The sequence below is a fragment of the Sphingomicrobium aquimarinum genome (assembly GCF_039655735.1).
Classification (GTDB): domain Bacteria; phylum Pseudomonadota; class Alphaproteobacteria; order Sphingomonadales; family Sphingomonadaceae; genus Sphingomicrobium; species Sphingomicrobium aquimarinum.
Map to the genome: position 1 here is coordinate 174,261 of NZ_JBBYXH010000002.1, position 18,259 is coordinate 192,519.

Below are 18,259 nucleotides of genomic sequence, written 5' to 3' on the forward strand. Positions count from 1 at the left end.
CGGCCCCTTTCGCCTAGCCGCGCTCGGGTTCGGGCGGCGGCGGCGGCGGGGGCGGCGGCGGCGGCGGCGGCGGGCATTCCTCGCTCGCCAGAATTACCGTGCCGTCGGGACAGGTGATCGTCGCAGGCGGCGGCGGGGGCGGCGGCGGCGGAGGCGGCGGGGCCACATCCGGCATCCGCTCGCGCCGGGCACCCAGCGTCCCGCTGATGGTCAGGCCATAGGTGCGCGGCTCGGCAAGAAAGGCGCCGAACAGCTGGTTCGCGACCGGGTAGAGACCTTCGGTAACGCCCCGCGCGGTGTTGGTGGCGAGGCCCGTTCCGATGCCTTGCAGCGGCGCATCGAAGGCCACTTGCAGATAGTCCTCGTCGGTGATGTTCTGGCCCCAGAACTCGACCGCCCAGCTATTCTGCGGTCCACGCAGACCGACACGGGCGTTGAACACCATATAGTCGTCCTGCAGCTTCTCGATATCGAGATCCGAACCGGTGTTGAACTCGCTCATGTAGCGACCGTCGATGTAGAACAGTGCCTTCAGGCCGCTGTCGCCGATCGGCGGCGTCCAGCCGAGCGAACCGGTTACGGTCAGCTCGTTGGCATTAGAAATGTAGCGATCGTTGAGCTGGAAGAGCTGCGGCGAGATGGCCTCGCCGTCCGCGCCGACCAGTTCGCTGCGATAGGCGGTGTCGGCATAGGTGCCGCCGAGGTTGAAGTTCACGTTCGGCAGCGGCTGCGAGAACATTTCGAACTCGATCCCCGCCGAGCGGACACCACCCTTGAGGTCGCCGACGCAATTGCCGGTCGTCGGGCTGGCATCGGCATCGCCGTTGGGCACGTCGAGCTCCGAGCAGCCGTTGATGTTCTCGACCTCGAAGGCGAGGCCGTTGAACTGGTTGAGCTGGAAGCTTTCGAACACCTGGTGGAAGGCGGCGATGTTGATGTCGATCCCGCGACCGTCATACTTCATGCCGAGCTCGAAGGCGTTGTTGATTTCCGGCTCGAACTGCAGGGCGGTCAGGCTCGATCCTGCAATGATCGCCCCGTTACCGCCTGCACGCGGCAGCGGCGTGCGGTCGAGGTTGAAGCCCCCGGCCTTGTAGCCGCGCGAGTAGCTCGCATAGGTGAGGATATCGTCGGTCAGCTTGGCCGACAGGATCGCCGTACCCGACAGCTGATCCTCGGTGCGTTTGTCGGTGCCGGTGAAATTGCCGCCCGGCGTCGAGGGCACGAGGCACGGCAGCGTCTGCAGCGCCGGCGCGGCGACCGAATAGAAGGAACAGAGTGCGTTATTGTCGTTGAGATCGACCGCCAGCTCCTTCTCGTCGTGCGTGTAGCGCAGCCCCACGGTGATATCGATCGCATCGGTGAGCGCGAAGATATTGTGCGTGAAGATCGCGAAGTTGGTGCCGTCCTGGACGTAATTGTCGTCGACGTTGATGTTGAACCCGAGCGGCTGGCCCGTTCCCCCGAGCGCGAGGTTCGTGAACCCGCTGTCCGCGAAGATCGGCGCGCCGAAGTTCGGAAGCTGACCTGCCGGACCAATGCCGAGATCGATCGCCCCGAGGCGCGCGAAGGCGCTCAGCGCGGTAATGTTCGAGACAATGCCCGTGATGGTCGCCTGCGGTGCGCCCGCGAGCAGCGCCTGCTGGAGCTGGCCTGCCAGCGCCTGCCGCACGCCGCCTGCGACGGCGGGGTTGAAGCAGGTGTCGTTCTGCGGATTGAGCAGGCCCGAGGGCGAGCCCGCGCCGATGAAGTTCAGCGCAACGAGGCAGTTGGCATATTTGCCATAGTCTTCGCCGACCGTGAGGTTGTCGTTGACGGTGAGCGTTTCCTTGGAGAAGAAACCGCCGACCAGCCAGTCGAGCGGACCGGCTTCACCCTGGAAGCGCAACTCCTGCGTAAAGGTCTCGAACTTGGTGTTCGCGCTACCGTCATCGTCGCGATAGAGGATGTCGAGATTGTTGAAGTCGGCATCCTGGCCGCGGATATAATCGTTCTGACGATAGGCGGTGATGCTGGTCAGTTCGATCCCGCCCAGATCCCAGACGATCTCGCCCGAGACACCATAATCCTCGACGTCCGACCGATAGGAGCGACCCGGCGTGATCGCGACTTCGCGAACGAAGGTGTCGTCGTTGATGATGCCGCCGAGGCCGTTGAGCAGCGCCTTGAAGGTCGAGGGCGCTTCGCCGACACCCGCGATGAAGTCGCGCGCGGGCAGATAGGTCGCGCCGCAGCATTCCTCGTCGCGATTGGCATAGTCACCGATGAGGCGCACCGACACATCTGCGGACGGCTCCCAGAGAAGCTGACCGCGCACGAGGTAGCGCTGGCGATCGTTGAGCGAGCGACCCGAGATGACGTCTTCGAGGAAGCCGTCGCGCTCGAGATAGACGCCGTCGAGGCGCGCCGCGAGCGTGTCGCCGATCGGTCCCGTCAGCGAGACTTCGCCGCGGCGTAGATTATAGTTGCCGATCGTCCCTTCGACGAAGAATTCCGGCTCGAAGCTCGGCTGCGCGGTGATGATCGAGATGAGGCCTGCCGAGGCGTTGCGCCCGAACAGCGTGCCCTGCGGACCGCGCAGCACTTCGACGCGGTCGATCTGCCCCAGTTCGGTGAGACCGGTGCCGGTACGGCTGCGGTAGACGCCGTCGATGAAGACCGCGACCGAGCTTTCGAGGCCGGGGTTGTCGCCGACCGTTCCGACGCCGCGGATACGCGCGACGCCCGCGCCCGCTTCGGACGTGGTCGAGGACACGAGCAGCGAGGGCGAGACCTGCTGGAGCTGGCGAATGTCGCTGGCGCCCGAATTTTCGAGCACCTCGGCGGTCACCGCCGAAACGGCGAGCGGCACGTCCGAGAGCGCTTCGTTACGACGCGTCGCGGTGATGATGATGGCGGACGTGTCCTGGTTCTGGTCGTCCTGAAGACTGTCGTCCTCGACCGCGCCCGCTTCGGCAGTGGCGCCGTCGGTGGCCTGTGCCGACCCGTCGTCGGTATCGGTCTGTTGCGCATAGGCGGGTGTCGCGATCGCGAACATCCCGGCCGATGCCAAAAGCATAGATTTGCGCATAAGGAGCTCCCCAGTCAGGTATGAAATATTCACCCGGACTACTGTAGGAGCGTGAAGGCGGAAAGCGCTTTGGCGTGATTTTGCTGACTTCGGTGTCAAAAAGCGACCGAGACGGGCAATTCTATTGCATCAATGCAACATCGTGCAGCGCAGCATTTACGCTGCACTGCACGATAGGTTGCTTATACTATACTGAAGTTGGTCGTTACTTCGGCGCGACGACCATCAGCATTTGACGGCCTTCCATGCGCGGACGCTGTTCGACCTTGGCGATTTCGGCCGTATCTTCCTCGACACGGTTGAGCACGGCCATGCCGAGATTGTTGTGCGCCATTTCGCGGCCGCGGAAGCGGATGGTAAGTTTCACCTTGTCGCCGTTCTCGATGAACTGGACGACCTTCTTCATCTTCACCTGATAGTCGTGATCGTCGATATTGGGACGCATCTTGATCTCCTTGATCTCCTGCGTCTTCTGGGCCTTGCGTTTGGCATTGGCCTTTTTCTGCGCCTCATATTTGTGGCGCCCGATATCGAGGAACTTGGCGACGGGCGGATCGGCGTTGGGAGAGATCTCGACGAGATTGAGGCCGATGTCATTGGCCTGCTCCATCGCCTCGCGCGTATACATGACACCCAGATTGTCACCGTTCTCGTCGATCACCCGCACCTTCTGTGCCTGGATGAAATTGTCGTAGCGGGGGCCGGACGGTGGTGGCGGCGACATCCCGCGTCGCGAAATAGGGGGTCGTATAGCGAAATCTCCTCTTGAGTCGTTTCTTGGCGTTGCAAGGCAGCGAGATAGGCATGCCGGGCCCAGAAATAAAGGCCCGCCGCGCATTGGGGTTCCCTCGGCCTGTGCGATCAGGCCGCTTGGAGGTCGTTCAGAAAATGTTCGACGTCGACACGCACCGCGTCGGCGAGTTTCGCCAATTCGCCGCTCGCCGACTTGACCTGCGTGGCGGCTGCAAGCACCGAGCCCGCCCCTTCGTCGACCGTTCGCGCCCGCCGCGCCACGTCGTCCGCCACGCTTGCCGCGCCCTCGACGCCCTGGCTCAGCGCGCTGGTCGCCTGCGTCTGCTGGCGCACCGATGCCGCGATCGCGGTGGCTGCCTGGCTGATCCGCTGAATGGCCGCGTCGACCTCGCGGAACCCCGCCACCGAACTGTCGATCGCACTGCTCATCTGGCCGACCGTGCTGCCGGCGTTCGACGTTGCATCGGCGGTCTGTTCGGAAAGGCTTTTCACCTCGCCCGCCACGACCGCGAATCCGCGCCCGGCTTCGCCCGCGCGCGCCGCTTCGATGGTGGCGTTGAGCGCGAGCAGGCCCGTTTTCTTGGCGACATCGTCGATCATGCCGACCATCTCGCCCACGTTCCTGGTACTGTCCGATAGCCGCTGCACTTCGCCCGCCGTTTGCGTCGAACGATCCGCCGCCTCGACCGCGGAGCCGCGCTGGTCCTCGACCTGCCGCGCGATATCGTCGATCGCGAGGCGGATCTGGTCGGCCGCTGCCGCCGCCTCGCGCACATGGGCCGATGCCGTTCCCGTCTCGCGTGCGACCGCGGACAGTTCCTGCGTGGTATTGCCGAGTTGCTCGAGCATCAGGTCGGCGGTCGCGGAAAGCTGGTCCGCCGCCGCCGCGAGCGTCGAGACCGTCTGGTGCATCCGGCGCGTGAATTCGTTACCGGTGTTGGCGAGATGGCGAGCGCGCTGCTCGCGCTCCTCCACCATCCTGCGATCAGCCTCGAGTGCCGCCTCGCGCGCCTCGCGGTCGCGGCGCTCTGCCGCCATCTTGTCCCGCTCGAACCGCTCGCGCTCGGCAACGGCGTCGCCGAACTTGGTCAGCGTCTGCGCGATCTGTGCCACCTCGAGACTGCGCGCATCGGTCGGTAGCCGCGCATCGAACTTGCCGCGACTGATCCGCTCGGTCGCCCCCATCAATTCGCTCATCGGTCGCTGGACGTGGCGAAGCACCACCCAGATCAGCCCCGCCACCGCCGCGATCGCAGCGAGCATCAACGCTGCCTGCATCGCGATCGACCAGCCGGCGGCGGTGTGGCGTTCATCCACGGTCCGGGTCGTGACCGCGTCGGCAGCCGCGGTAATCGCGAGCAGTCCGTCGATCGCCTCGGTCGACCGATCGAACCATTCGTATGCGGTCATCGGATAGGGAGTGCGCGCATCACTCGCGGCGTAGACCGCCTGACGGACCGCGTCATAGTCGTCGAAATAGTTGCCGGAGGCCGCGTCGATCGCTGCATCGATCGAGCGCGCATTGGCACCCTGCGCGTTCAGCGTATCGACCGTTTCCCAGGCTGCGAGGACGCGGCCACGATTCTCGATGATGACCGAGCGCTGCGTCGGGTCGATGGGTTGGCCGCTTGCAATCTGCCCGCCAACGAGCGCGCGTTCCCTCCCCGAATATTCGCTCATCTCCCATGCGAGATGCTTGAGCATCATGAGGTTCGCGATGTCGGCAGAAGATTGCGCCTGCGTGGCGACCGCGAATCGCAGTGCCTGCGCGGTCATGATCCGATTGGTCGCGGCGGCGAGGAAGCGGACCGCGAGGCCGGGGTCACGCTCGGCAACCGGTGCCTGAACCGCCTTCCCGGCCAGCGCGACCATGGTTTCATAATCCTGTCGCGCAATCTCGAAATCCTTCGCGAGGGCGCGCTCTTCGGCAGTCTGGGGTTCGAAATGCGAGAGCGCTTCGGCCATCGAAGCATCGCCCGCACGCCGCTCGGCCAGTATCGTCTTCAGCCGCTCGGTTGTGACGGGTTTGGCATCCTTCAACGCAATGTAGGTGAGGCCGCGCGAGGTCGCCCAATGCTCGCTGGCCGCGTTGACCTCGGAGGTGAGTATGTTCGCGCGCTTGAGATCGGACGCAGCGCTGCGATCATGGATCGATGTGGTAAAGCTCGACACCGCCAGCCCGATGATGATCGCGGCCATGATGAGAATTGTGATCACGATCGCGCGGACCAGCGAGAACTCCCCGCGCGACACGCGCGAAAAGGTCAGCCGCGCCTGGCCCGAAATCTTGTCGAAGACACTCACCCGCCTACCCCGTGATTCATGCATCGCCCCGAGTGGCGACGTCAATTGAATCACGACTTAGATCGGCGACCCCGAAAAATTGGTTAACATGTTATAAGGGGATGCCGTCCCCGTCAGCGCAAGTCCGGCGGGGTCGCCTCGTCCTTCATCATCGCGACGAAGTCATCCAATGCCATCACCTGCTGGTCGCCCGAGCCGAGGCGCCGCACGGCGACCGTGCCTTCCTCGGCCTCGCGCTTGCCGACCACCGCGATCACGGGGACCTTTTTCAAGCTGTGCTCGCGCACCTTGTAGTTGATCTTCTCGTTGCGAAGATCGGCCTCGACCCGCAGCCCCTCGGCCTCGAGCCGCGCCGCGACATCGCGCGCGAAGCCGTCGGCGTCCGACACGATCGTGGTGACGACCGCCTGCGTGGGGCTCAGCCATACGGGCATCCGGCCCGCATAATGCTCGATGAGCATGCCGATGAAGCGCTCGTAGCTGCCGAAGATGGCGCGGTGGAGCATCACCGGGCGGTGCCGCTCGCCGTCCTCGCCGATGTAGCTCGCGTCCAGCCGCTCGGGCAGCACGCGGTCAGACTGGATCGTTCCGACCTGCCAGGTACGCCCGATCGCGTCGGTCAGGTGCCACTCGAGCTTGGGGGCGTAGAAGGCGCCCTCGCCCGGGAGTTCCTCCCAGCCATAGTCGTCATTGTCCATGCCCGCGGCCTTCACCGCGTCGCGCATTTCCTGCTCCGAGCGATCCCACATCTCGTCGCTGCCGAAGCGCTTTTCGGGGCGCGTCGCGAGCTTGACGGCATAGGTGTAGCCGAAGTCCTTGTAGATGCGGTCGGCCAGCGTGCAGAACTTCTGGATCTCCTCGACCACCTGTTCCTGCGTACAGAAAATGTGCGCGTCGTCCTGCGTGAACTGGCGCACGCGCATCAGCCCGTGCAGCGCGCCGTGCGGCTCGTTGCGGTGGCAGCAGCCGTTCTCGTAGAGCCGGATCGGCAGCTCCTTGTAGCTGGTGATGCCCTGCTTGAAGACGAGCACGTGCGCCGGGCAGTTCATCGGCTTGATCGCCATCCAGTCGGCATCTGCAGCGACGTCAGGCGCAGCGGCCTCCTCCTCGCTCTCCACGTCGGGCACGATGTCGGGGACCGCGAACATGTTCTCCGCATATTTCCCCCAGTGGCCCGACTGGGTCCACTGGCGGACGTCCATCAGCTGCGGGGTCTTGATCTCGTCATAGCCGCCCGCGTCGATCGCGCGGCGCATGTAGGCCTCCAGCTCGCGCCAGATCTTGTAGCCCTGCGGGTGCCAGAAGACGCTGCCGTGCGCCTCCTGCTGCAGGTGGAACAGGTCCATCTCCGCGCCCAGCTTGCGATGGTCGCGCTTGGCGGCTTCCTCGAGACGGTGGAGGTGCGCGGCGAGCTGCTTCTTGTCGAGCCAGGCGGTGCCATAGATGCGCGAAAGCATCGGGTTCGACTGGTCGCCGCGCCAATAGGCACCCGACACGCGGGTGAGCTTGAACGCCTTGGGGTCGAGATAGCCGGTGCTCGGCAAATGCGGTCCGCGGCACAGGTCGATCCAGTCGGCCTCGCCTTCGCCCGTCTTGTACATGGTGATGGGCTCGTTCTCGGGCAGCTCCATCACCCACTCGGCCTTGAACGCCTCGCCATGGTCAATGAAGAACTGGCGCACCTTCTCGCGGTCCCACACTTCACGGATCAGCGGTTTATCGGCCTTGATGATGGCCCGCATCTCTTCCTCGATCGCGGGAAGGTCCTCCTCGGTGAACATGCCGCGACCGGGGGCGGGAGCGAAATCGTAGTAGAATCCGTCGTCCGTCGCGGGGCCGAAGGTGATCTGCGTGCCGGGGTACATGTTCTGCACCGCCTCGGCGAGAATATGCGCGAAGTCGTGGCGCACCAGTTCGAGCGCATCGGTCTCGTCGCGCTTCGTGATCAGCTCGAGCTGCGCATCGCCCTCGAACGGACGCTTGAGATCGCGGACCTCGCCGTCCACGCGCGCGGCGATTGCCGCCTTGGCCAGCCCGGGGCCGATCTCGGCGGCGACGTCATAAGGGGTCGCGCCGGGCTTCATTTCCTTCACGCTGCCGTCGGGCAGGGAGATTTTCGACAGTTCGGTCATGCCGGTTTCCTAGTGCAGCGCAGCAAGAGCTTCAACCAAAAGGAGAATTCAACCTTGCTTGTCATCTTGTCAATGTCGCTTGACAATCACCGAATCGGATGTCAAAGTCGCTTTACATTATGAAAAGGGAGTTTGACCAATGCTTCGATCCAAGATCCGGCCACTGTTCTGGGCATTCGCACTGATCGCCCTCGCCACCATCTCGATGCTGAGCGAATGGGACGGCGCGAGCTTCTGGATCGTGTTCTGCGCCTTAATCGCCATGGGCGTGGCTGATCCCAAAGGCTGTGCCCGCCGCGCCAACGGCGGTTGCTGAACCATGGCCGATCATCCCAACAAGGGACCGATGAAGCGCTACACGGTGCGCCTTCTCGCGGTCATGACGGTCTATATCCTCGCGCTCGTCGGCGGCCAGCTGGCGATGCGCGAGGGGCTGCTGTCCGACGCCGCCGCCTTTCCCATCGCGCTCGTTTGCGGACTCTGCATCACCGCCGTCTTCCTGGTCATCGGCGCGCTGATCGTCGAGATGAAGGACGAGTTCTTGAAGCTGCTGATGGTCCGCCAGACGCTCATCGCGACGGGCATCGCGCTGGGCGCGGCGGCGATGCACGGTTTCCTCAGCGACTTCGGCATCGTCGATCGGGTCGATGCCTATTGGTGGCCGGTGGTGTTCTTCGCGGGCCTGTTCGTCGGGCAGATCGCCAACCGCATTACCTACGGCACCTGGGGCACCACGCTGCGATGAAAAACCGTCTCAAGGTTCTACGCGCGGAGCGCGACTGGTCGCAGCAGACGCTTGCCGACAAACTCGGCGTCAGCCGCCAGAGCGTCAACGCCATCGAGACGGGCAAGTACGACCCCTCGCTCCCACTCGCCTTCACCATCGCCGAGATCTTCGCGCTGAAGATCGAGGATATTTTCGACCCGAAAGGATAGGTCCATGAAATCGATGATGTTCCTTGCCGCCGCGCTTGCGGCGATCGCCACCCCTTTGTCCGCTGCCGCGCCCGCCGCCGCGCAGGACGTCGTGCTCCACGACCATATCCGCACCACGCTCTATGGCGATGCGGGCCCGGTCGTCGTGCTGATCCCCGGGATGAGCACCCCCGACGAAGTGTGGGACGATACGGTCGCCGCGCTTCGCGACACGCACCGCCTCCTCACCGTCGAGGTCCGCGGCTTCGACGGCGAGCGCGGCACGGCAAACGAAGCGGAAGGCGCGTTGGACGGCATCGTTTCCGACCTCTCGTCGGATCTCGCGGCGCGCGGCCTCGAGCCCGCGACCATCGTCGGCCATAGCCTCGGCGGCCTTGTCGCGGCCCAGTTCGGCCTCGATCATGACGCCCAGGCGAAGAACCTGCTGATTCTCGATTCGCTGCCCTTTTTCGGCACCGTCTTCGGCGCCGACCAGACGCTGGAAACGATCGGGTCGCAAGCCGACAGCATGCGCGACATGATCATCGCCCAGGCCGACGCCATGCGCGCGATGGGCGAGCAGGGCACGACCAGCGGCGACGGGGCGACAGGCATGTCTGTCGACGAAGCGACCCGGGTCAAGATCGCCAACTGGAGCCTGAAGGCCGAACCGCTCGTGGTTGCGCGGCTGATCCACGAAGACATGATGCGCGATCTGCGGCAGGAGGTTGCGACACTCCAGATGCCCGTCACGGTCATTCATTTCGTCGAAGAGCCGCTGGGGCAGATGGCGGTCGAGCGTTACGCGACCGACTGGGCGGCCGTGCCGAACGTGCGGATGGTCCCCGTCGATAACAGCCGCCACTTCGTCCAACTCGACCGGCCCGACGTGTTCCTCGCCGAATTGAAGGCGCTCAGCGGCGACTGACGCTCTTCAAAGCGGCCCGACGACGCCCTAGGTGGGGGGCATGACAGACCAGCCCCCCATCCAGCATCTCGACCATGACGGTCGCTCCATCGCCTACCGCCACCGCGAAGGCAAAGGCGTCACCTACCTCTTCCTGCCGGGCTATGCCTCGGACATGGAGGGCGGCAAGGCGACCGCGATCGATTCCTATGCGGCGGACGGCGGGCGCGGGTGCCTGCGCTTCGATTATTCGGGCACGGGGTCGTCCGGCGGCGACTTCGCCGACGGCACGCTCGAACGCTGGCTCGAGGACGTGCTGGCGATGATCGACCATGTCGCCAAGGGCCCTGTCATTCTCGTCGGGTCCTCGATGGGCGGTTGGTTGGCTCTCCTTGCCGCGACCCGTCGGCCCGATCGTGTCGCCGCCCTTCTCGGCCTCGCATCCGCGCCCGATTTTACCGACTGGGGCTACTCGGAAGAGGAAAAGCGACTTCTCGCCACCGACGGAAAGATCGAGCGACCCAGCCGGTACGACGACAGCGTCCAGGTCACGCACAAGGGCTTCTGGGTGTCGGGTGAAAGGCTCAAGGTGCTGAACGGGCCGATCGATTATCGCGGCCCCGTTCGCTTCATTCACGGCGAAGGCGATGCCGATGTGCCCGCGCGCATTTCGGCCGCCGCACTCCAGCGACTGACCAGTCCCGACGTTCAGCTTCGCCTCATCAAGAATAGCGGACATCGCCTTTCCGAACCGCACGAGATCGGCGCCATCCTTGCCGACCTTCATGCCCTCGACCGATTGGTGACGCAGCAATGATCCTTTCCTTCCTCGCCCTTCTCGCCATCCAGGACGCACCGCCCATGCCTTGCACGACAGGCGACACGCCCGCGCAGATGGAATGCAACGCCAAGCTGGCGATCGAGGCGGGGGACCATGCACTGGCGGCCGCACAGTTCGTGACGCTGGCCCAGTCGGTGGACGACCCCGCGAGCAAGGCGCGCGCGCTTGCCGCTGCCGCTCCCTTGTTCGCGGTGGCCGGGAAGCTGGACGACGCACAGGCGACCGCCGCCAATGCCTTGGCACTGAATGCACTCACCCCGCTCCAGCAGGGTTGGACGCATCTCGACCGGGCGCAGGCGCTCTACCGACTCGATCGCAAGGACGAGGCCGATACCGCGTGGCTTGCGGCGGGCGAGACCGTTTCCGAAGATCCCTATTACTGGCTGACGGGCGCGGCGATGGCGCTCCAGAGCCAGCAGTTGGACGCGGCGCGGACCCGGGTCGATGCGGGTCTCGTGCGCGCCAAGGACAGCCCCGAACTGTTGCTCCTGTCGGGGCAGATCGCCCTCGCGGCGGAGGATTTACCCGGCGCGCGCAAGGCCTTCACCGACGCCGTCATCGCGATGCCCTACCATCCGGCGGGCCGTGCAGCCGCCAGGGCCCTCGATGCGTTGACGCCGCAATGACCGCTTATCTCCACGCCATGCTCCGCGTCGCCGATCCCGACGCGACGGTCGATTTCTTCAAGCTCCTCGGCCTTGAGGAGCGTCGCCGCCGCGACGTCGAGGCGGGACGCTTCACGCTCGTCTTTCTGGGCGTTCCGGGCGAAGAAGCCGAAGTCGAGCTGACGCACAATTGGGATGGCGAACCCGAAGGGCTCGAAGGCGGGCGCAATTTCGGGCACCTCGCTTTCCATGTCGACGATATCTACGCGACCTGCGAGACGCTCCGCGACCATGGCGTCACCATCAACCGTCCGCCCCGCGACGGACGCATGGCCTTCGTGAAGACGCCCGACGGCATTTCGATCGAGTTGCTCAACAAGTCTGGCGCGCAGGAGCCGCGCGAGCCGTGGGCGTCGATGGAGAACGACGGCACATGGTAGAAACGCGCGCCGGTTACGAGATCGATCGCGTCGGGCGGTTCGAAATCGCCTGCGTGCCTGCCTTTAGCGATAATTATCACTGGCTCGCGAAGATCGGCGAGACGGTGGCGGTGGTCGATCCGGGCGACGGCGCGGCCTGCCTCGAGGCCGCCGATGCGCTCGGTTGGCCGATCACCCACGTCCTCAACACCCACTGGCACCCCGACCACACGGGCGGTAATCTTGCCGTGAAGGACAAAGCGGGCTGCACGATCGTCGGGCCGAAACCCGAAGCGGCGAAAATCCCCGGGATCGACGAGGCCGTGGACGACGGCGACGATGTGAAGCTCGGCGATGCGACCGGCGAAGTCTGGCACGTTCCGGGTCACACCGCAGGCCATATCGCCTTCTATTTTGCCCAAGACGGGTTGCTCTTTTGCGGCGACACCCTGTTCGCCATGGGTTGCGGCAAATTGTTCGAAGGAAGCCCCGAGGACATGCACGCCTCGCTCCAGCGCTTCGCCGCGCTGCCCGACGACACCAAGGTCTATTGCGCCCACGAATATACCGAGGCGAACGGGACGTTCGCATTGTCGATGGAGCCTGACGACCCTGCGATCCTCGATCGCATGGAGAAAGTGCGGACGGCCCGCGCAGCCTCCCGGCGCACGGTTCCGACCACGATCGGCGAGGAAAAGGCGACCAACCTGTTCGTCCGCGCGCGCGATTCGTTCATGCTAGGGCAACTTCGAGAGGCAAAGGATCGTTTCTAGCCTGGACCGATCTTTCGAGGAGCCTGTCATGCGCGCATTCGCCTTAATTCCCGCCATCCTTCTGGCAGGCTGCGCCGCGACGCCGGCCGACGACTATGCGATGGCGCCCGAGGATCGCATGAAGCTCGACGAGGAGTTGGCGGGATATGTGGTCGGCGAACCTGACCGCTGCCTCGACCTGCGACTGACGCAGCGCCAGACCGTCATCGACGATCGCACCGTACTCTACCGCGATGGTGCCAAACGGGTGGTTGCGACCTTCTCGAACCGCTGTCCAGCGCTCGAACGGCATGGCGAGGTGCTCGTTTTCGAAACCTTTGGAGGTCAGGTCTGCGATTCCGACATCGTGACGTCGATCGATACCAGCACCGGGATGCAGACGGGTGCCTGTGGCATCGAGTCCTTCGTCCCCTACGAACGGGCCGGCAGCTAGTCATGTTGACAGTGCGGGCGGGCGCGGTTCCCGCCATCGCGATCCTGCTTTTCGCGACCGCCTGTGAATCCGCGCCTCCCAGCGACGCGCCTCCTTCGGTGGACGAACAGACCGCGCCCCAGTCGGTCGAGGACATCCGCGCACAGATCGAAGCCGTGATGGCCGACAGCGCGGCCGGATGGAACGAGGGCGACATGGAGCGCTTCCTCGCCATCTATTCCGACGCGCCCGAAACCAGTTTCGTCGGCTCCTCGGGGCTTGTGCGCGGTCGCTCGGCGATGGAGGCGCGCTACCGCGAGGCCTATGACTGGAGCGACCCCGATCCCGCCGAACGCGGCACGCTGTCCTTCGAAACCGAAGATGTGCGTGCGCTGGGTCCGGAGCATGCGCTTTTCATCGCGCGCTATGTCCTCACCTATCCCGACGCCACAAAAGAACCGGCCACAGGCTTTACCAGCCTCGTCTTCGCGCGCGAAGAAGGGGGCTGGCGCATCGTCGCCGACCATTCGAGCTAAGAGGGCGGCTCACCGTCTGTAGAGCGCGCCAAGCCGCTCGTCATACGCGGCCCGGATCTTGTGGCGACGGATGCTCTGCTTGGGCGTGAGCATCTCGTTCTCGACGCTGAAGGGTTCGTCGGCGATGATGAACCGCCGCACCTTCTCGATCACATTGAGGTCCGCATTGACGCGGTCGACCGCCGCGCTCAGCGCCGCGTGGATCTGCTTGTCGTCCATCCCGCGCGTCGCCTCGGCGTCGGGGACCAGGAGCGCGACGATATAGGGGCGATTGTCGCCATAGACCATCGCCTGCCCGATTTCGTTCTGAAGCGTGAGGAGCCCCTCGACCCGCTGCGGCGCGACATTGTCGCCCTTGTCGAGAACGATGAGGTCCTTCTTGCGATCGGTAATGACGATCCGGCCCTTGCCGTCGAGATGCCCGACGTCGCCCGTCAACAGCCAGCCGTCCTTGTCGATGACCTTTTCGGTATCGTCCTTGTTGCGCCAATACCCCTTCATGACGAGCTCGCCGCGCACGCAGATTTCGCCGTCCTCGGCAATGCGCACTTCGGTATTCTTGAGGGGCGGCCCGACCGTCTCCATGCGCACGCCCGCACGCGGACGGTTACAGCTGATGACGGGGCCACTCTCGGTCTGGCCGTACCCCTGCAGCAGCGTGATCCCCATCGCCTGGAAGAACAGCCCGACGTCGGGCGTGAGCGGCGCGCCGCCCGACACCATCGCTTTGTTGTGTCCGCCGAACTTGGCACGCACCTTCTTGCGCAGCGTCATCCCGACGACCTTGTCCATCACGAAATCGCCGGGGCCATATTTGCCCTCGTAGCGCCGCGTTGCGATCGCGACCGCCTTGTCGAGCAGGAATTTGGGCAGCCCGCCTTCCTTCTCGATGGTCTTGAGCATCTTGGCGCGCAGCATCTCGAACAGGCGCGGCACGACGACCATGATCGTCGGGCGGGTCTCCTCGATGTTAGCGGCCAGCTTTTCGAGACTTTCGGCGTAGAAAATCTGTCCGCCCAGCCCCACGGGAAAATGCTGTCCGCCGGTATGCTCATAGGCGTGGCTGGCGGGCAGGAAGGATAGAAAACGCTCTTCCTCGTCCCAGCCGAAATCGTTGGCGATGACGTCGACGCAGCCCTCGACATTATGCAGCACCATGCCGTGATGCTGCATCACCCCGCGCGGCGCGCCGCCGGTGCCGCTCGTATAGATGATGCAGGCGAGATCGTCCCGGCCCTTGGCCTGCGCCTCGTTCTCGAACTTCTCCACCGAAGCGGCGGTCGAGACGATGTCGTTCCAATGGTGGAAGCGCGCGACGTCGGGCGACTGACCGGTGATGATGTCGTCAATCGAGATGATGTGATGGCAGTCGCTCTGGAACAGCACTGCGGGAATGAGCGGCTCGGCAAGTTTCTGGTTGGAGACGATCACCGCCTTGGCGTCCGAATTGCCGAGGATGTGCTGGTGATCGCGCGTCGTATTGGTCGTGTAGGTCGGGACCGTGATCGCCCCCGCCGCCATGATGCCGAGGTCGGACAGCAGCCATTCGGGGCGGTTTTCACTTACCAGCATGACGCGGTCGCCCGGCTCGACGCCGAGGTCGCGCAAGCCCTGCGCCAGCCCCGCCACCTTCTGCGCCGCTTCGCTCCAGCTGATGGAGGTCCACGCGCCGTCTTTCTTGGACCACAGGAACGGCCGGTCCCCCCGCTCGCGCGCGCGGGTGAAGAACATCGTCACCAGGTTGGGAAAATGTTCGAGCTGGGTCCTTGCGGTCATGGCAATGCCACTCCTCTCACATCCTTTTCGGTGCGCGGATCGAAGGCGGCGATCCAGCGCCCGCCGATCTTGTGCACCGCATTCGCTTTGAAACGCGGGCTCGTGACGCGCACATTCCCGTGGCCGCGCGCGGTGAGCGCGGCGGCAAGCGCGTCGGCTCCCTCGCCTTCCTCGACCAGCACGGTCCCGCCCGGCGCATAGACATTGCGAAGCGCGATCGCCTGCCGCGCATCCATTTCGAAATCGATGACCGCGATGATGGTCTTGGCGGTCTGCGCGATGATGGTTGCGCCACCTGCCGCGCCGACTCCGAGCAGCGCCTCCCCGTCGGGACCGAAGACGATCGCGGGGCTCATCGAGGAGCGCGGGCGCTTGCCCGGCTGGACGCGATTGGCCGCGAGCACGCCACCGGGGCCGACGGGATCGAAGCTGAAATCGGTCAGTTCGTTGTTGAGGAAATAGCCGCCGACCATCAGTCCCGACCCGAAGGCGCTCTCGATCGTCGAGGTATAGCTGACGACATTGCCCGCATCGTCGGCAATGGCGAAATGGCTGGTCCCGCTTTCGCGCGGCTCCTGGCCGAAAGCGGTCGCGACATTGCCCGGCGGGTAGCCCGCGCGCGCTTCGTCCATCGCGGACGTCAGCGAGATCGACTGCGACCGTTCGGCGAGATAAGCCTTGTCGAACAGGCCGGGCACGGGGACGGGAACGAAATCGTGATCGCCGAGATAGGCACCGCGATCGGCGAAGGCGAGCCGCGTCGCTTCGGCGAACAGATGCCAGAAGTCGGGGTCGTCGGGGCCCATCGATCCGATGTCGAACCGCTCGAGAAGTCCGAGGATCTGCAACACCGTCGTCGCGCCCGAGGATGGCGGGCCCATCGAGCAGATTTCATGGTGGCGGTAGGTGCCGCAGACGGGCAGCCGCTCCTTGGCGCGATAGGCTTCGATATCGGCGAGCGTCATGTCTGCGGGCGCGACCGGTGCCATCGCCACCGCATCGCGCAGGTCCTCGGCATTGCGGCCCGCGTAAAAGGCTTCGGGGCCCAGTTCCGCGAGCCGTTCCAATGTTGCTGCCAGACGCGGATTGGTCAGGCGCGTACCGACCGGCTTGGGCGCCTCGCCGTCATAATACAGGTCGCGCGCCGCCGCGGTCAGCGGTGCCGTCGGCGAGCCTTCCAACGTGCTGCGCAGCCGTTCGGTCATCGGCCACCCTTCGCGCGCCAGCCGGATCGCAGGCTCGAAAAGCGCCGCCCAGTCGAGCCGTCCGTGACGCTCGTGAACCATCGCCGCGAGCGCGATATTGCCCGGAACGCCGACGCTCTTGCCGCCCGGCACGACCTCGCGAAAGCCAAGGGTCTCGCCGTCCTCGCCAAGGAACCAGTTCTCGTCCGCTGCCATCGGCGCGGTCTCGCGGCCGTCGTAGCTGGTGACGGGTCCGTTGGCGGCGCTGTGCAGCATGAAACCGCCGCCGCCGATCCCGCTCGACTGCGGCTCGACGACGGTGAGCGCGAGCATCACCGCGATCGCGGCGTCGGTCGCGCTTCCACCCTGCGCCAACATCGCCTCGCCCGCCGCCGTGGCGCGCGGTTCGGCGGAAGAGACGGCCCCGGTCACGACCGCCGATGGCGGTTGAGAAGAAGGCGTTGCCGTCGGGGTGGTGGCGCACGCGGTCAGCGAGAGCGTGGCGAAAGCGAAAATGGTGCGCAGCATGACGGTGGGGCTACTCGCTTCCGACGATTTCGGCAATGTTGCCCACGCCCTCGGCCTCGAGCCGCTCGGCCAGCCCCTTCGCCAGCCGTCGCGCGAGGCCCGGACCCTCGTAGACGAGCGCCGAATAGAGCTGAACGAGGCTCGCCCCTGCACGCATCCGCGTCCAGACATCGTCGAGGGTGCCGATCCCGCCCGCCGCGATCAACGGCAGCTTCCCCTTGGTCGCCTTGCGGAACGCCCGGAGCGCCTCCAGCGCCTTGTCGCCGAGCGGCGCGCCCGACAGCCCGCCTTCCTGCACCGCGAACACCGACCGGAGCGTGTCGGGACGCTCGATGGTGGTGTTGGCGATGATCAGCGCATCGACCTTATGCGCCTTCGATACGGCGACCTTCGAGATCGCTTCGACGTCGCCCTCCTCGAGATCGGGCGCGACCTTCAGGAAGATCGGTGGTCCGCCTTCCTCGCGCATGTCGCGCACGGTCTTCAATAAGGCACGCAGCGGCTTGGGGTCCTGCAACTGCCGGAGGCCGGGCGTGTTGGGCGAGGAAATGTTGATGGTGATATAGTCGGCATAGGGCGCCATCGAGACCATCCCGCGCCGATAGTCCGCGATGCGATCCTCGCTCGTCTTGTTCGCGCCGATGTTGATGCCGACGATCCCGCGCGACCGGTCCCGCCCCGCGATCCGCTTGCGCACGACGTCCTGCCCGTCGTTGTTGAAGCCCATGCGGTTGATGACGGCGCGGTCTTCCTTCAGTCGATAGAGCCGCGGGCGCGGATTGCCCTCCTGCGGCATCGGCGTGACCGTTCCGATCTCGACGAACCCGAACCCCAGTCCCAGCATCGCGCGATGCGCTTCGCCGTTCTTGTCGAACCCCGCCGCCAGCCCGATCGGTGAGGGGAAGCGCAGGCCCGCCACCTCCTGCGCCAGGCTCGGCGCGAAGCGTGGCTTCGGCAGCGGCGGAACATGCGACAGCGCCTTGATCGTGGCGCGGTGTGCGGTCTCGGCGTCGGCGGCAAAGAGGAGCGGCCGCATCAGTGGGTACAACATGGAGCAAGCACTAGCGCGGGCACGTCGATGTCGGCAAGTTCGCCGTCAATCGA

17 protein-coding genes are annotated in these 18,259 nt (G+C 65.1%); 10 read left to right on the forward strand and 7 right to left on the reverse strand.

Going from position 1 to position 18,259, the window contains the following annotated elements; translation table 11 throughout:
• Window positions 1-13 precede the first annotated feature (13 nt).
• From WJS89_RS06960 to thrS, 4 genes are all read right to left on the reverse strand, one after another.
• Window positions 14-3,058: a TonB-dependent receptor gene (locus WJS89_RS06960; protein WP_346340222.1), complete on the reverse strand. Its 3,045-nt coding sequence runs from the start codon at window positions 3,056-3,058 to the stop codon at window positions 14-16.
• Window positions 3,059-3,275: 217 nt separating this feature from the next.
• Complete coding sequence (gene infC, locus WJS89_RS06965) at window positions 3,276-3,794, reverse strand: translation initiation factor IF-3 (protein ID WP_346340223.1); 519 nt, start codon at window positions 3,792-3,794, stop codon at window positions 3,276-3,278.
• A 137-nt stretch (window positions 3,795-3,931) separates the two neighbouring features.
• The gene (locus WJS89_RS06970) at window positions 3,932-6,127 is read right to left on the reverse strand and encodes a methyl-accepting chemotaxis protein (protein WP_346340224.1); all 2,196 of its coding nucleotides are present in this window, start codon (window positions 6,125-6,127) and stop codon (window positions 3,932-3,934) included.
• A gap of 113 nt (window positions 6,128-6,240) precedes the next feature.
• The gene (gene thrS / locus WJS89_RS06975) at window positions 6,241-8,259 is read right to left on the reverse strand and encodes a threonine--tRNA ligase (RefSeq protein WP_346340225.1); all 2,019 of its coding nucleotides are present in this window, start codon (window positions 8,257-8,259) and stop codon (window positions 6,241-6,243) included.
• A gap of 139 nt (window positions 8,260-8,398) precedes the next feature.
• Here thrS and WJS89_RS06980 point away from each other — a divergent pair, with 139 nt between their 5' ends.
• Genes WJS89_RS06980 through WJS89_RS07025 form a run of 10 tightly spaced genes read left to right on the forward strand, consistent with a single transcriptional unit; the run spans window position 8,399 to window position 13,667 of the window.
• Window positions 8,399-8,575, forward strand: a complete 177-nt coding sequence (locus tag WJS89_RS06980; RefSeq protein ID WP_346340226.1) for a hypothetical protein — start codon at window positions 8,399-8,401, stop codon at window positions 8,573-8,575.
• 3 nt (window positions 8,576-8,578) lie between these two features.
• On the forward strand, window positions 8,579-9,004 hold the full coding sequence (locus WJS89_RS06985; RefSeq protein ID WP_346340227.1) for a hypothetical protein: 426 nt from the start codon (window positions 8,579-8,581) through the stop codon (window positions 9,002-9,004).
• Entirely contained in the window at window positions 9,001-9,195 is a 195-nt protein-coding gene (locus WJS89_RS06990) for a helix-turn-helix transcriptional regulator (protein ID WP_346340228.1), read from the forward strand. The genes WJS89_RS06985 and WJS89_RS06990 overlap by 4 nt, the downstream gene beginning before the upstream one ends.
• A gap of 4 nt (window positions 9,196-9,199) precedes the next feature.
• Window positions 9,200-10,102, forward strand: a complete 903-nt coding sequence (locus tag WJS89_RS06995; protein ID WP_346340229.1) for an alpha/beta fold hydrolase — start codon at window positions 9,200-9,202, stop codon at window positions 10,100-10,102.
• Between the two features lie 40 nt (window positions 10,103-10,142).
• Window positions 10,143-10,898, forward strand: a complete 756-nt coding sequence (locus tag WJS89_RS07000; protein ID WP_346340230.1) for an alpha/beta fold hydrolase — start codon at window positions 10,143-10,145, stop codon at window positions 10,896-10,898.
• Window positions 10,895-11,548 carry a tetratricopeptide repeat protein gene (locus WJS89_RS07005; RefSeq protein ID WP_346340231.1) on the forward strand — a complete coding sequence of 218 codons (654 nt, stop codon included), beginning with the start codon at window positions 10,895-10,897 and terminating at the stop codon, window positions 11,546-11,548. Before WJS89_RS07000 ends, WJS89_RS07005 begins: the two co-directional genes overlap by 4 nt.
• Window positions 11,545-11,967, forward strand: coding sequence for a VOC family protein (locus tag WJS89_RS07010; RefSeq protein ID WP_346340232.1), 423 nt, complete (start codon window positions 11,545-11,547; stop codon window positions 11,965-11,967). The genes WJS89_RS07005 and WJS89_RS07010 overlap by 4 nt, the downstream gene beginning before the upstream one ends.
• Window positions 11,961-12,719, forward strand: a complete 759-nt coding sequence (gene gloB / locus WJS89_RS07015) for a hydroxyacylglutathione hydrolase (RefSeq protein ID WP_346340233.1) — start codon at window positions 11,961-11,963, stop codon at window positions 12,717-12,719. Before WJS89_RS07010 ends, gloB begins: the two co-directional genes overlap by 7 nt.
• 28 nt (window positions 12,720-12,747) lie before the next feature.
• A complete protein-coding gene (locus tag WJS89_RS07020) occupies window positions 12,748-13,152 on the forward strand; it encodes a hypothetical protein (RefSeq protein ID WP_346340234.1) in 405 nt (134 codons plus the stop codon).
• Between the two features lie 2 nt (window positions 13,153-13,154).
• Window positions 13,155-13,667 carry a YybH family protein gene (locus tag WJS89_RS07025; protein ID WP_346340235.1) on the forward strand — a complete coding sequence of 171 codons (513 nt, stop codon included), beginning with the start codon at window positions 13,155-13,157 and terminating at the stop codon, window positions 13,665-13,667.
• Between the two features lie 9 nt (window positions 13,668-13,676).
• On the opposite strand, the gene WJS89_RS07030 is transcribed toward WJS89_RS07025, so the two are convergent.
• The 3 genes from WJS89_RS07030 to WJS89_RS07040 are packed head-to-tail and all read right to left on the reverse strand — an operon-like array spanning window position 13,677 to window position 18,206.
• Window positions 13,677-15,443: an AMP-dependent synthetase/ligase gene (locus tag WJS89_RS07030; protein ID WP_346340236.1), complete on the reverse strand. Its 1,767-nt coding sequence runs from the start codon at window positions 15,441-15,443 to the stop codon at window positions 13,677-13,679.
• Window positions 15,440-17,155, reverse strand: coding sequence for a gamma-glutamyltransferase (gene ggt / locus WJS89_RS07035; protein ID WP_346340237.1), 1,716 nt, complete (start codon window positions 17,153-17,155; stop codon window positions 15,440-15,442). The genes WJS89_RS07030 and ggt overlap by 4 nt, the downstream gene beginning before the upstream one ends.
• A gap of 10 nt (window positions 17,156-17,165) precedes the next feature.
• Window positions 17,166-18,206, reverse strand: coding sequence for a quinone-dependent dihydroorotate dehydrogenase (locus tag WJS89_RS07040; RefSeq protein ID WP_346340238.1), 1,041 nt, complete (start codon window positions 18,204-18,206; stop codon window positions 17,166-17,168).
• Between the last annotated feature and the right edge of the window lie 53 nt (window positions 18,207-18,259).

What these genes read in the sequence shown, in the direction of transcription:
- WJS89_RS06960 (WP_346340222.1), bottom strand. Translation starts at nt 3,058, where the DNA reads ATGCTTTTGGCATCGGCCGGGATGTTCGCGATCGCGACACCCGCCTAT.
- infC (WP_346340223.1), bottom strand. Translation starts at nt 3,794, where the DNA reads ATGTCGCCGCCACCACCGTCCGGCCCCCGCTACGACAATTTCATCCAG.
- thrS (WP_346340225.1), bottom strand. Translation starts at nt 8,259, where the DNA reads ATGACCGAACTGTCGAAAATCTCCCTGCCCGACGGCAGCGTGAAGGAA.
- WJS89_RS06980 (WP_346340226.1), top strand. Translation starts at nt 8,399, where the DNA reads ATGCTTCGATCCAAGATCCGGCCACTGTTCTGGGCATTCGCACTGATC.
- WJS89_RS06985 (WP_346340227.1), top strand. Translation starts at nt 8,579, where the DNA reads ATGGCCGATCATCCCAACAAGGGACCGATGAAGCGCTACACGGTGCGC.
- WJS89_RS06990 (WP_346340228.1), top strand. Translation starts at nt 9,001, where the DNA reads ATGAAAAACCGTCTCAAGGTTCTACGCGCGGAGCGCGACTGGTCGCAG.
- WJS89_RS06995 (WP_346340229.1), top strand. Translation starts at nt 9,200, where the DNA reads ATGAAATCGATGATGTTCCTTGCCGCCGCGCTTGCGGCGATCGCCACC.
- WJS89_RS07000 (WP_346340230.1), top strand. Translation starts at nt 10,143, where the DNA reads ATGACAGACCAGCCCCCCATCCAGCATCTCGACCATGACGGTCGCTCC.
- WJS89_RS07005 (WP_346340231.1), top strand. Translation starts at nt 10,895, where the DNA reads ATGATCCTTTCCTTCCTCGCCCTTCTCGCCATCCAGGACGCACCGCCC.
- WJS89_RS07010 (WP_346340232.1), top strand. Translation starts at nt 11,545, where the DNA reads ATGACCGCTTATCTCCACGCCATGCTCCGCGTCGCCGATCCCGACGCG.
- gloB (WP_346340233.1), top strand. Translation starts at nt 11,961, where the DNA reads ATGGTAGAAACGCGCGCCGGTTACGAGATCGATCGCGTCGGGCGGTTC.
- WJS89_RS07020 (WP_346340234.1), top strand. Translation starts at nt 12,748, where the DNA reads ATGCGCGCATTCGCCTTAATTCCCGCCATCCTTCTGGCAGGCTGCGCC.
- WJS89_RS07025 (WP_346340235.1), top strand. Translation starts at nt 13,155, where the DNA reads ATGTTGACAGTGCGGGCGGGCGCGGTTCCCGCCATCGCGATCCTGCTT.
- WJS89_RS07030 (WP_346340236.1), bottom strand. Translation starts at nt 15,443, where the DNA reads ATGACCGCAAGGACCCAGCTCGAACATTTTCCCAACCTGGTGACGATG.
- ggt (WP_346340237.1), bottom strand. Translation starts at nt 17,155, where the DNA reads ATGCTGCGCACCATTTTCGCTTTCGCCACGCTCTCGCTGACCGCGTGC.
- WJS89_RS07040 (WP_346340238.1), bottom strand. Translation starts at nt 18,206, where the DNA reads ATGTTGTACCCACTGATGCGGCCGCTCCTCTTTGCCGCCGACGCCGAG.